The organism is Pseudomonas sp. B329, assembly GCF_023127835.1.
GTDB lineage: Bacteria > Pseudomonadota > Gammaproteobacteria > Pseudomonadales > Pseudomonadaceae > Aquipseudomonas > Aquipseudomonas synxantha_A.
Map to the genome: position 1 here is coordinate 74,589 of NZ_SPKP01000007.1, position 14,799 is coordinate 89,387.

2 protein-coding genes are annotated in these 14,799 nt (G+C 57.5%); both read left to right on the forward strand.

The genetic code is table 11. The annotated features are described in order from the left end of the window. The first annotated feature begins 7 nt into the window (after positions 1 to 7). The gene (locus E4P00_RS04705; RefSeq protein WP_248130791.1) at positions 8 to 13,813 is read left to right on the forward strand and encodes a hemagglutinin repeat-containing protein; all 13,806 of its coding nucleotides are present in this window, start codon (positions 8 to 10) and stop codon (positions 13,811 to 13,813) included. Continuing rightward, positions 13,810 to 14,667, forward strand: a complete 858-nt coding sequence (locus tag E4P00_RS04710) for a PoNe immunity protein domain-containing protein (protein ID WP_248130793.1) — start codon at positions 13,810 to 13,812, stop codon at positions 14,665 to 14,667. Before E4P00_RS04705 ends, E4P00_RS04710 begins: the two co-directional genes overlap by 4 nt. Positions 14,668 to 14,799: the final 132 nt, after the last annotated feature.

Sequence of the window (14,799 nt, forward strand, 5' to 3'; positions counted from 1 at the left end):
ATTTGAAATGGATGTTCGTCAATTTGCCCTTTTGGTCCGCCAGCCCTCTGCCCGCATCCAACCGCGCGAGCATTTCTGGGGCCTGCCCAAACGTGGCCTGGCGCTGATCCTGGCCAACGCGCTGTTCTGGCAACCGCTGCTGGCCCAGGCCGAAGGCATCGTGGTCAGCGCGCCCGGCACCACCGTGGGCGCGGCGGGCAATGGCGTGCCGGTGGTGAACATCGCCACCCCCAATGGCAGTGGCTTGTCCCATAACCAGTTCAAGGACTACAACGTTGGCGCCAACGGGGTGATCCTCAACAACGCCACCGAACGCAGTCAATCGACGCAACTGGGCGGCATTATCCTCGGCAACCCGAACCTGCAAGGCCGCGCGGCCAACATCATCCTCAACGAAGTCAACGGTGGCAGCCCCAGCCAATTGCGCGGCTACACCGAAGTGGCTGGGCAGTCGGCCAAAGTCATCGTCGCCAACCCCTACGGCATCAGTTGCAACGGCTGCGGCTTCATCAACACCCCCAATGTCACCCTGACCACCGGTAAACCCATCCTCGATAACGGCCGCCTGGACCGCTACCAGGTCGATGGCGGTGCGGTAACCGTCGACGGCCTGGGCCTGGATGCAGGCAACGTTGACCACTTCGAAATCATCACCCGCTCGGCCAAGATCAACGCGCAGATCAATGCGCGCAAGTTGAGTGTGGTTGCTGGGCGCAATGATGTTAATGCGCAGACCTTGAGTGCAACCGCACGGGCCAATGACGGCAGTGCCAAGCCGGAGCTGGCGATTGACTCGACGGCGTTGGGTGGGATGTATGCGGGGGCGATCAAACTGGTCGGGACCGAGGCCGGGGTTGGGGTGAAGCTCGACGGGGCGCTGATGGCCAGTGGGGGGGATATTCAGCTCGATGCCAGTGGGCATTTGAGGATGGCAGAGGCCAGAGCCAATAGCGGCGCAATCAACATCAAGGCCGCCAGTGTGCAGACGCAAGGGCATGTACATGCTGGCACGACGCTGGATGTGCAAAGCGTCGGAGACTTGAACAATCAAGACAAACTCAGTGCCCGCGACCGCATCACACTGTCCAGCGGCGGCCAACTGACCAACAGCGGGATTATCGAGTCCGGGATCAATCCAGACCTCATTCGCAACGCCATCGGCGATCTGAGTCTCAGCGCGCAAACCGTCAACAACAGCAACGGCGGCAGCGTGGTCGCCAGCCGTAACCTGACCGTCACCGCCACACAAACCCTGAACAATCAGGGCGGAACCTTGAGCGCCAAACAGGCCGCCAATGTCAGCGCTGGCACCCTGGACAACCAGAACAATGGCCGAGTGTTGAGCACAGGCAGTCTTGAGCTGAACGCCAGCCAATTGCTCAACGCCCAAGGTGGGCTGGTCAACAGTAACGGGCCGCTGACCGCCACTGTCGGCCAGTTGAGCAACCGCAGTGGCGAGGTGTCCAGCCTGGGCGCCGCTACGCTGAATATCGCCACGCTGGACAACGTCGCAGGCTTAGTGACCGCCAATCAGGGGCTGCGCATCACTGCCAGCGGCGACATCAATAACCAGGGCGGCAAACTCACCAGCCTCGATACATTGAACCTCACCGCCAAGGCCGTGGATAACAGTGCCGCAGGGCGCATTACCAGTACTCAGGCCCTGACCGCCAACGTCGCCAGCTTGAACAACAACGCCGGACACTTGACCAGTACCACATCGCTGACGCTGGACGTAAACAAGGGCCAGTTGAACAACCAGAAAGGTTTGGTTCGTGGCCCGACCTTAGTCTTGAACAACTTGGCCGACGTCGATAACCAGGGCGGTGAAATTTCCAGCACTCAGGGCTTCACCGTCGCCGCGAAGAATGTGAACAACAGCGACGGCAAACTGCTCAGTGAGCAGGGTTTGACCCTGCGGCTGGATGGGGCGTTGACTAACACAACAGGCGAAGTGGCCAGCGCCCATGCCACTGAACTGCATGCAGCCAGCCTGGATAACACAGGTGGCAAGGTCACGGGCGATACCGGGTTGACGGTCGATGTAAGCGGTGCGCTGAACAACCGCCAAGGCGTGCTCCGTAGCGGTCAAGCGGCATCGATCAGCGCCGCCAGCCTGGATAACAGCCACACCGGCAAAGTGATCAGTGACGCCAGCCTTACCACGCGTATCGCGGGCCTGCTGGACAACCAGAGCACCGGCTTGCTTAGCGCCAAAGCCAAGATGGATGTGCAGGCGGGCAGCCTCGATAACCGTGGCGGCAGTTTGAGCGGTAAAGACTTGCTGACCCTGACCACCGCCAGCCTCGACAACCGAGGCGGCAATGTCCGCGCTGACAAGGACATGCAACTCAACGTCGCCAGCTTGAACAACCAGGGCAAAGGCCTGCTGGTCGGGCAGGCGGCGGTCCGTTACCAGGGCACGACCCTGAATAATCAGGGCGGCTTGCTCAGCGCCGTCGGGCCGGTGCGCCTGGACGCGACGACCGTAGAAAACGCCAGCGGGCGTATCTCCAGCAAAGGCGATCTGATCGCCAATGTCACCCATTTCAATCAGCAAAAGGGCGAGTTGGTTGCGTCAGGCACCATGATGCTGACTGGCAGCACGCTGGATAACAGTAACGGTGGCACGATAGGTGCGACAAAAGCGCTGACGCTGACCGTCGATGACATCAATAACCAGGCCGGGGCAATCTCCAGCGCCATAGACGTCAACCTGGCGGGCACGTACCTGAATAACAGCCGTAAGGGCAAGCTGCTGGCTGGCACTGACTTGGGCCTCAAGGTGGCGCAAGTCATCAACCAGAGCGAAGGCCTGTTGTTCGGTAACGGCAAGGTGACCCTGCAAGGTAAGAGTCTGGACAACAGTGGCGGCACAGTATCCGGTGTACACGGTCTGACCCTGACCCATAGCGGTGACGTGGATAACACCAGTGGTTTGCTCACCAGCGAAAGCGGCATCACCGCCACCACCGGCGGACTAAATAATACGTCAGGCAAAGTATCGAGTACCGGAGCTGTTGCACTGAGCGCCACGGGTGCGCTGACTAATCACAATGGGGCAGTGACCACCGATAAAGGGTTGACCCTCAACAGTGCCAGTCTGGAGAACCGCAGCGGCACACTCAGCGCCAAGGGCGCGGTCAAAGTGACCACCGGCGCTTTCAACAATACCCAGGCCGGTAGCCTGATCAGCAAGGACACGCTGACCCTGACCGCTGGCCAGGTCAGCAACGGTACGAATAGCCGCATCGTCAGCGACAACGCACTGACCGCCAACGTCACCGGTTTTGACCAGCAGGGCGGGAAGCTTACCAGTGTGACGTCACTGAGCCTGGACCTGAACAACGGCCAACTGAATAACCAGCAAGGCATGATCAATGCTCCTTTGTTGGTGCTGAAAAACCTCAATGGGGTTAACAACCAGAACGGCGAGATTTCCAGCACCCAGGCGTTCACCCTGGCCAGCAAAAGCCTGGATAACAGCAACGGCAAGCTCATCAGCAACCAGGCATTGACCCTGCGCATCGACCAGGCCATTAGCAACATCAAAGGCAAAATTTCCGCTGCGGCGTTGCAGATTAATGGCGCCAGCCTGGATAACAGTGAAGGCATGTTGAGTAGCCGGGGCCAGTTGACGATCACCGTCGATGGAGTACTCAAGAACCAAGAGGGCACGATAGTAAGCGACGCGGGCATGAAGCTGACGGCGGCCAGCCTGGAGAACAATGACGGGGAGATTTCCAGCAAAGGCGACCTCACCGCAGACATCACCAATATCACCAACCAGAACGGTAAGTTGATCGCACAAGGCGCGTTATCCCTTGACGGCCAGACGCTGGATAACCAACGAAAAGGCTACGTGAGCGCCACCCAAAAGACCGACGTCAAAATGACCAAGGTGGACAACCGGGGCGGCGAGATCTCCAGCAAGGCCGCTGTTCAGATAACCGGTCAAGGTTTGGATAACAGTGACGGCGGCATGGTGCTCGCCGCGACCGACTTGACGCTGAACGTCGATGACGTACTCAACCGTAACAAGGGCCAACTCAGCGGCCAGAGTGGTGTGACCCTGGAAGGCATCACGCTGGACAACAGCGGCGGCAGCCTTATCAGCCAAACAGACCTTGGCCTTGAACTCAGCGGCGAGCTGAATAACAACCAAGGTCGGCTGAGCAGTGAAGGTCTTTTGACCGTCGAGGCTGGGAGTCTGAACAACCGCAAAGGCAAGCTGTCCAGTGCTGGGGCATTGGACGTCACCGCCCACGGCGCCGTCGATAACCAGGGCGGTGAGATGGTCACCGACGCAGGCCTGACCCTGAACAGCACCAGCCTGGACAACAGCCAGAAAGGTACGTTGAGCAGCAAAAGTGCGTTGGTCATCACTACCGGCACATTCGACAACAGCCACTCCGGTAACGTCAGCACCCGCGACACGCTGAATATCACCGCAGGGCAATTGACCAACCACGACGGTGGCCGCCTGACCAGCGAAAAAGCGCTGACTGCCAATGTCACCGGCCTGGATCAACAAGGCGGGAAGCTGTTCAGCAACACGTCTGTCGCACTGGACCTGAAAAACGGTCAGTTGAATAACCAGGGCGGCCTGATCAACGGCCCGCTGTTGATGTTGAAAAACCTCAAGGGCGTGAACAACCAGGGCGGTGAAATCTCCAGTGCCCAAGCCTTCACATTGACCGCTGACAGCCTGGATAACAGCCGCGGTAAATTGCTCAGCTACCAGGCCCTGACCCTGCGCATCACCCAGGCCCTGAATAACCTCAAAGGCCTGATTGCCGCCCAGTCCGTCGACGGCCGCGCTGCCACCCTGGACAACAGCGGCGGCACGCTGACCAGCCGTGGCGACACGTTGCTTAATGTCGACGGCCAGCTCACCAACCAGGATAAGGGGTTGATCAACGCGGCTAATGCTCTAACCCTTAACAGCGCAGGTGTGAACAACCAGAGCGGTTCTGTGTTGGGCAAGTCGATTGCCATCGACCTGGGCGGCGGTGACCTGAACAACACCAAGGGCCTGATCACCACCGAAGGTCAACTGACCATCAAACGCCTGCGCGACCTGAGCAACCAGAGTGGTGAGATTTCCACCGCGCAAAACCTCACCCTCAATGGCCGCACGCTGGATAACAGCGCAGGCAAACTGATCAGCAACACTGTGCTCACTCTGGACGGCACCCAGCTGACTAACCAAGGTGGCCTGATCTCGGGTTGGCAAGGTGTCAGTGTCAATGGCGTGGACTTGGACAACCGCAACCAAGGCACCGTCTCCAGCCGTTTTGGCAACGTCGATGCCACGCTGAGCAAAAGCCTGTTCAACAGCGGTGCCGGTGCACTGGTCAGCCAAAAAGCCCTGACCGTCAAAGCCGCCAACCTCGACAACAGCGACAAAGGCATCCTTTCCAGTGCGGGCGGGCAAACCCTGACCGTCACCGGGGTGCTCAAAAACGCCGGCAGTGGATTGATCGACAGCGGCGCGGCCCTCGATCTGAACGTGCATACGCTCAACAACGCAGGCGGCACGGTCAATGCGCAACAGGCCCTCGGCCTTATCGGCACCACCCTCGACAACAGCGCTGGCAACCTGATCGGCAACGGCAGCGTAACCCTCGACCTGCTCGGCGCCCTGACCAACACTGACGGCAAACTTGCCAGCGCCGGTGCGCTGCTGCTCAAACGCGCCACTGAGGTCAACAACCAGGGTGGCCAACTGGTCAGCCAAAGCTTGCTGACCCTGTTCGCGGGCAGCCTGGACAACCGTAAGCGCGGCACCGTCGCGTCCAACGGCACGCTGCTGGCCACCACCACCGGCACCATCCAAAACGACGGTGACGGGTTGATCTACAGCCAGAACGCCGACCTGAAACTCAAGGCCGCCAGCCTCGACAATGCCAAGGGTTCGATCCAAAGCCAGACCGCCCTGAACCTCGACATCAGCGGAGCCCTCGACAACCAAAGCGGCAAAGTCATCGCGCAAAACGGCGCTGTTGACATCAAGGCCACATCCATCGACAACCGTGGCGGCACCCTGGCCAGCCTCAAGGGCACTCTGCAAGCCAAAGCGCTGGGTGGCTTGCTGCGCAACGACTTTGACCTGAACAACAACCGTCAGGCCGGCATCATCCAGGCCCAAAGCCTGATCCTCACCAGTGCCAGCCTCAACAACAATGGCGGCCGCATCGCCGCGCAAACGGGCGACACCGACATCACCACCGGCGCCTTCGACAACCGCGATGGCGGGCTGTACGCCAAAGGGACGGTCAAGGTCATCGGCAGCAGTTTTGATAACAGCGGTGATGTACGCGGCCAGGTGGCAGGCGGGCAGGTTGACCTCAATCTCAGTGGCGGGGCACTGAACAACCAGAAAGGCATTATTGAAAGTGACACCACGCTGAAGGTCGAGGCGGATAGCGTGGATAACCAGGGCGGGCAACTGCGGGCTTTGGGCAAGAGCGGCAAGACTGACTTTCAGATTGGGGGTGTGTTTGATAACCGCAACGGTGTGCTGGAAACCGCCAACAGCGATTTGACGTTGAAGGCCAGTGGCTTCCAGAACGTGGGCGGCAGTCTGTTGCATGTGGGCACCGGCACGTTTGATATCAGCACGGCCAACCTGACGAATGTGGGCGGGAACGTTGTCACCCGAGGTGGCTTGACCCTGACGGCTGACGACTGGACCAACAGCAGTGTGATCCAGGCAGGGCGGTTGACGGTGAACGTCAACACTCTCAACCAAACGGCAGAAGGGCAGTTGCTGGCTTCCGATAGTTTGGTGGGTAAAGGTATTAACTGGTCCAACGATGGCTTGATTGCCAGTGATGGCAGCCTCAACGTGACGCTGGACGGGACCTATAGCGGTAGTGGCCGTATGAGTAGTTTGGGCGATCTGAGCCTGAGCGCCGCGCAATTAAAACTAAGTAAAACGACGAGTATTGGCGGTGGTGGCAACGCGACGGTCAACATCTCCGGAAGTGTGGATAACCAGGGGCGTTTAACCGCAACCAAGGATCTGAATCTGACGGCAGGCACCATCAATAACTACGGCACGCTGGGCAGCGGTCAAAAACTTACCGCCACTACTGGCGCGCTACTTAACGACCATGCGCTGATTTTCAGTGGTTCGGACATGAGCCTGCGCGTTGATTCGCTGAGCAATAGCTACGCGGATATTTACAGCCTGGGCGACCTGAGCATCGACCGAGATGGTAAGGGAGGCCTTGCCCGCAGCATCATCAACAGCTCTTCGACCCTACAGAGCGATGGCAACCTGAGCCTGGCCGCTTCGACCATCCAAAACGTGCGCTCAGTGTTGACGACTGATGACGGCGGCATCTACACCGCGTCGATTACCGAGTTCCCCTGCCGTAGGGGCGCCAACTACGCAGGGGATTGCAGCGGGAAGCGAAACTACTTATGGCAAATCATCCAGCGAGACAAGTTCGAGGTCACTGAGGCCAGCGCTGCTTCGAGCATTACTGCAGGTAAAAACCTGACCATTACCGGCGGTGACCTGCTGAACGCAAGCAGCAGTATTGGGACTGCGGGCAACCTGAACATAGCGGTCAACAACCTGACCAATAACGGTATTGAAACTGGCGAGACTGAAACGTGGCGCCTGTTCGTCTCCGAACGTACTGAGAGCCCCGGCGGTTGGTTTTCGGCGGCTGCGGCGTTCAACAACCGATACTCCAGCACCGGTGCGGCCTATAACCCCAAGGATCTGAGTGGCCTTGAGGCTGCTATGGGGGCCTTCATCGATATGACCGAGCAAGAGCGCAGAGTGTTGCGCACGGTCACGAAGATCGACTCTGGTGACCAAAGTTACGCAGCTGTCATTCAGGCTGCCGGTACCGTTGACGTCAAGGCCCAGGCCGATATTGACAACAGTGTTGTGCGACCAGGTTTCAATTACGTCGGCGCGGGCGCCAAGACTACCACTGACGCGTCAGGTGCCAGTGCCGCCAACGGTTTTTCAACCCGTATAACGGTGAACAGCCAGTTACCGCCGGATCTTGCACAACAGCAGGTCAACCCGCTGAGCCTGCCAGGTTTTAGTTTACCTACAGGACAAAACGGTCTATTTCGCCTGAGCGGCCAAGGTGCTGCAACACCGACCCAACAAGGGCCACAAAGTTGGACCATGGGCGGCGCATCCATCGACACTGCCCAGCGCGAACAGGCTGTACCTACTCGCGGTGGCAGGGGCGTTCTAGTGGGGGATGCGGCTCAAACCGTAATCACCACGCAAGCGCCGGTGCGCACTGCTGATCTGGCGAACTCAGTCGCAGGCATCATCGAGCCGCTGAGCGTGGCCCCAATCGTAGATCCCATCACGGGTACGGTCGTACCTGAGCGCTCGAAGGTTGACGGTGTCGCCTCGACTACTCCGGTCGAGAGCTTGGCCACAGCGGCTGACACGTTGACGGTCAACCGTGTGCAGGGATTGCCTGACGGCAGCTACGTTTCCAACCCGCAAAAATACTTGATCGAAACCAACCCGGTTTTGACCGACCTTAAGCAGTTCATGAGTTCGGACTATTTGCTGTCGAAACTGGGTTACAACCCGGATACCAGTTGGAAACGTTTGGGTGATGGTCTCTACGAAGATCGGTTGATTCAGCAAGCCATCATTGCTCGTACCGGTCAGCGCTTCCTCGATGGGCAGACCAGCGACGCGGGGCAGTACAAATACCTGATGGACAACGCGATCGCCAGCAAGCAGCGATTGAACCTGGCGGTGGGCGTAAGCCTCACCGCCGAGCAAGTCGCGGCGCTGACCCACAATATCGTGTGGATGGAAAGCGCCACGGTAAATGGCGAAAACGTCCTGGCACCTGTTTTGTACCTGGCCCAGGCCAATAACCGCCTGGGGCCCAACGGCGCATTGATCGCCGGTAGCAACATCAACCTGATTGCCGGAAAAAATCTCAACAGCATCGGTACCCTGCGCGCCACCAACAACCTGTCGGCCATCGCCGGCACCAACCTGGTCAATAGTGGCCTGATTGAAGCCGGTAACCGCCTGGATCTGTTGGCGGGCAATAATGTGGTCAACAAGGCTGGCGGCATTATCGCTGGGCGCGACGTGAACCTCACTGCCGTCAACGGCGATGTGATCAACGAACGCACGGTCACCAGCCACCAGAGCCGCGGCGTATATCGCACCGAACGCAGCGACTACATAGACAGTGCCGCGCGCATTGAGGCTGCCAATAACCTGAGTTTGCAGGCTGGCCGTGACGTCAACGGCGTCGGTGGGGTATTGACCAGTGGTGCGGACACGACCATCAAGGCCGGCCGCGACGTCAACCTGATCGCCGCTGAGCAACGCAATGCTAATGCGGTGACCGACGTATCTCGCGGCAGCAGCGTTACTCAATACGGCAACGTGATTGAAGCTGGTCGCGACTTCCGCGTGCAGTCCGGACGCAACATCAGCGCCATCGCCAGCCAGATTGACGCCAAACGTGATGTTGCTATGGCGGCTACCGGCGACTTGACGCTGGCCTCGGGCGCCGACGAGCAGCACTCTTCGTTTAACAGCAAAAAGATCAAAAGCCAGGAAGACCACGTAAGCCAGGTGTCCACTACGGTCAAGGCCGGTGGCGATGTGGCGCTGAGCGCGGGCGAGGATATGGCGTTGATCGCCAGCCGTGTAACGGCCGGGGATGAGGCGTACTTGTACGCCGGTGAAAATATTGAGCTCAAGTCCGCTGAGAATGAGGACTACAGCTTCTACAGCAAGACCAAAAAATCCTCCTCGGGCAAGAAATTCCGTCTCGATGAAACCGATAGCACCACCAACGTGGGCAGCCTGGTCGAATCGGGTGGCAATAGCACCGTGGTCGCTGGCAAAGATCTGCTGTTGGCCGGCAGCGCGGTGGCCGCTGACAAAGGTGCAGCGAAGTTGGTGGCGGGTGAAGACGTACAGATTCTTGCCGTAACCGACTCCGACAGTGCGCGCCATGAGCGCAAGCAAAGCAAGAGCAGTTGGGGCGGGTTCAAGTCGAGCAAAGTCCAGGACAAGGTCGACGAGACACGCACCACGGCGGTGGGCAGCATGGTCTCTGGTGAGACGGTCAGCGTTGCGGGCGCGCAAGACGTGACTGTGACGGGTTCGGCGCTGGTCAGTACCGGTGACCTGACTGTTCAGGCCGGGCGTGACCTGACCATCGATGCGGCGCAGAACACCTTCTCGCGCACCGACATGCACAAGGAAAAGAACCGCGACCTGACCGGTGTGTTGACCGGCAACAAGCTGGGCCTGGATGACATCACTGGCAATCAGCATCTGTTCATCAACAGCCAGAAGCACAATGGTACAGCGGCAGAAACTACCCTCACTGGCAGCACGGTTGGTTCCAGTGCGGGGAATGTGACGCTGGAGGCGGGGCGTGAAGTTAAGGTAGTGGCCAGTGATGTGGTCAGTACCAAGGACATGGATATCACCGGCTCCAATGTGACCATTGCTGCCGGGACTGAAACGGCTAACCAGACCAGTAAGGACAGTTCCAAAAGCTTGGCCGTGGGGCGTGTGATCGGCGGAACGGTCGTCGATACCGCCAGGAGCATCCGTAATGATGTACGGGCAGCGCAGCAGGCTGACGACAGCCGCTTGAAGGCCGTTAAAGGCGCTCAAGCATTGCTTTCGGCCTACGGCGCAATGAGCGGTGATAGCAGCTCGGCCAACGAGTCAGACGGCAAACCTGCAAACAGCAAAGGCTCAGTGATCAAGATCGGCACCGAGTTGGCGTCTACACGCAAGAAAAGCACCAGCGAGTACGACGCGGAAACGGTCAAGCAATCGAGCCTTAACAGTGGTGGCAGCCTGGCGATCGTGGCCACTGGCAACGCTCCGGCTACCCAAGGTGATATCCATGTGATTGGCAGCAGCATCAAAGCCAAGGACACCCTGCTGCTGGCGAAAAACGACATCACGCTGGAAAGCGCACAAGACAGTAAGAACTGGGATAACCAGAACAGCAATAACAAAACCAGTATCGGTGCCAGTTTCAACATTGGTGACCAGAACGGCTTCACCCTCGACCTTGGCGCCAAAATGGCCAAAGGCATGGGCACGGGCCATGAGGTTACTCAGGTCAACAGCACTGTCGATACGGGCCTGCTGGTGCTAAAAAGTGGGCAGGACACCACATTGGCCGGCGCGCAAGTGCGTGCCGAGGCTATCAAGGCTGATATTGGCGGCAACCTGAATATCGCTTCGCGCCAGGACGAGGCGAGCCAGAAGAACAAACAAACCAGTGCCGGTGTCGGCGCCAGCATCTGCGTGCCACCGTTCTGCTGGGGGTCGATGGTGACAGCGTCCGGCAATATTGCCGGCAGCAAGATGAATAGCGATTACAAAGCTGTTACTGACCAGACCGGATTGTTTGCAGGCAGCGGTGGCTATGACATCAATACAGGTAAAAACACCACGCTTGAAGGTGCGGTGATTGCCAGCGAGGCCAGTGCGGATAAGAACCATCTCAGCACTGAGCGCTTGTTGGTCAGCGATATCAAGAACAAGAGCGATATCAAGAGCCAGGCGGCCAGCCTGAGCCTTTCCTACACCAGCACTAAGTGGGATAAGCCGGGCGGTCCGAAAACACCGGACGATCAACGGCAGTTGGCGCATACGGACACCGGCGGTGCGATACCGCTGATGCTCAAGGAGTCTGATAGCAGCAAGACCCGCAGTGCAGTCAGCCCTGGCACTATCGTTGTCCGCGATGCTGCGGGAGCGAACGACCTGGTTGGTTTGAATCGTGACACCGTCAATGCCAACGACCATCTGGATCGTCCTGACGAGAAGGCCATGCAAGAGCGGATCGACCTGATCCAAAGCTCGGCGCAGCTCTCTAGCAGCGTGATCGGCATGGTGAGTAAGGCCAAGGCGGATGAGGCAAATAAACTGCGCAAGCAAGCGGATGCGCAGGCCAATGCGGGTTCGCCTGAAGCTGCGGGAACTACGCGTGCAGCCGACGCGGCGTATGCAGACGCCCAGCGCTGGCAGGTCGGTGGCGATAAGAAAATGATGGCCGATATTGCATCGGGCCTGGTTGCTGCTGGCTTGGGTGGTGCAGGGGGGAGTACGGCGGTAGGGATTGTTGCTAATACGTCGTCTAGTGACATTTTCAACAAGATCGGTAGCTTTGCCGACGAACAGAAAAACCGGAAAGACATCGATAGCGTGACCAAGGCTGCTTGGGAAGAAGGCGGCGCGGCACGCGTTTTATTGCACGCTCTGGCGGGCGCAGCGATTGGGCTTTCCAGCGGTAGTGTGCAGAGCGGAGCATTGGGTGCGGGAGCCTCGGCGGCTCTACTACCATCCGTCATGCAAGCTCTGGCTGACAGCAAGATGAGTGAGGCTGATCAAAAGGCTGTAGCCTCATTGATAGCCGCGGGTGTAGGTACTGCGGTCGGATCCAGTAATGGTGTGAGCGGTTCAGTTGTGGCCGCTGGGACTGCAGTGGGTGTGGAGAAGTACAACCGCCAGTTGCATCCGGACGAAATCAAGTTCGCCTCCGACAATGATCGAGTCAATCGCTACGCGAAAGAGAAAGGTATTACTGACGAACAAGCGCGTATGGAGCTTCTGCGAACTGCTGCGGCGATGGTAGACCGGGGATGGAATACTGTGCTGAGTGTCGGGGATGGCAATAGGACGGAAGCTGCCAGCTTCCTTCGCGCGGAGCTTTTGCAATCGAAAAGTACGAATCTGTTTCAGGTGAGTCTTGCGGACTACAATAATGAGCGACTGGGCTTGTCACAGCTGATGAAAGATAGGAAATCGGTTGAAAACCTAGTCAAATATATTGAGTTGGTTGACCCTTATAAGTACCTGCACGATCCTAAGAATCAGGCTGAAATACTTAACGCGAAGGGTCAGGGTAGCGCCGAAGGTTTTGCTAATGCTGTAGAGGACTTAGCAAGCTTGGGATCCAAGACAGCACTGTGGGCGATGAGTACGGTGAATTGTCCTAGTTGTGGCGGACGGCAGTTTGTCGCCGCCGTTGAAGCTGTCCAGAGTTTGCCTGAGGAGTTAAGGCTCAAGGGGTATCTGGACACGCTTCATATTATGCAGGGATATGGTGCTGATGTACTGAGGCAGAATGAGGCTATTGCGACCTCTGCGGGAGTGGGTATTGGTCTGGGTGGTGCTGGTGTCGGTGGTGCGGGGGGGGCAACGACACGCCTGACAGGGGAGCTTGCAGAGGCCGTGGGGAGACGTTTCACCGGAATACTCAACGAAGCGTCCGAACAAGCACTGATCAAGAGTGGCGGTATCTTTGGTCCAGATGGCAAGCCGATGATGGACCTGGGGATATTAACCAGAGAGCAGAAAGGTGTCATGGGTGACTTGTTTGGCGAACGTTCTGTCCAGCAAATGGTTCCCGAAGGACAGAAATTGGCGCGGGTACCGGGTGTTGGAGAGACGGGGGTCGATGATCTTTATAAGGTCAATCGCCCGGATGTCGACTTTGTTATTATCGAGTACAAGTTTGTTGGTGATAACAAGAAGTCTGGCTCCTCGGGGCTAGGTAATACGCAAGATGGCAAACAAGGTTCTATAGATTGGACGCTTGGTGGAGATCGATTGGTACGTGCAGTAGGGCGGGATCAGAGCCGGGACGTTCGGGTTGCGGCTGAAACGAACCGTACTGAAACATGGGTCGTTAGAACTCGACCAGATGGATCTACAGAAATTGAGGTACTTGACGCCCGTGGTAAAGTCAAAGATATGGATACCTCTAAAATATTACCTTCCAAAAATTTGAATGGGGTTCTTCCATGATTCGTGCACCTTTGGGGGATAAACAGTATTGGGCTGATCGTGAAGCAAAGGATCTGCAATGGATTGAGCGTGCCAGTAAAATTTTGGCGGAGCCTTCAGCTAATCCGATATACAGGCCTCAATTCGCGTTCGATTTTGCTAAAGATAACTTGATTTCAGGCATAAGGGTCTATTCGCAGGGAGGGGATATCTTGGAGATATCTACCCATTTCCCTCGACTTTTGGACGCATGGGAGCTTTCCGATCTCGCCTCCACCGAGGTCTGTGCAGAAAATAATCTCCAGATTTGCCGAGACTGGACCTTCGAGCTTACGGACTTAAACCATTACCTCTGGTGTTTCTGGTTGGTAGGCCTGGCGCTTGCTCTCGAAATTCCCGATGACCAGTGGTTTCGATTGGTTGCGTTAATAGGTGAAGGGGGGCAGGACGTTCTGCTGGATCGGATCATTGCGTACCGTCAACCAGAACGGACAATTGGGGAGGAACTGTTACACGCGAAGCCATATGCGAGATTGCTTAAGGCAATTGATGCACCACCGGCGCAACAAGCAGATCTGCTGCTGGCGTTCGTGGAGCATTGGTATCCGGAATTGAACAGGCGCGGTAAACAGCAACCGTGGTGGTACATTTACGGTGATCCGGTAAAACACCCACTTGAGATGGGAAGCTACTTCGGTCGCTGGTGTTTTGAGGCGGCCGCCGCAGTGAAAGTATTTGGGCTTGATGACAGCAATTGCATTGGGCACGAACACTATCCGGGTGATTTACTCCATCCCAGTGAGGAAGTGATACCAGCACCTAATCCAAGTGCCAAGTCTGGATGGTGGGCGCGGTTGTTGGGTAGGTCAGATTAGGCGTTGCCTGTATGGATAGGCAAAAGTAGGGGTTTGTTTTTTTACTGTGTTAGTGGATCGTTCTTTAATAATGTAGCTTTATTTTTGTGTGCTTGCATAGCTCTATGCTTAGCCAAGCTGGGCGGCTATAAA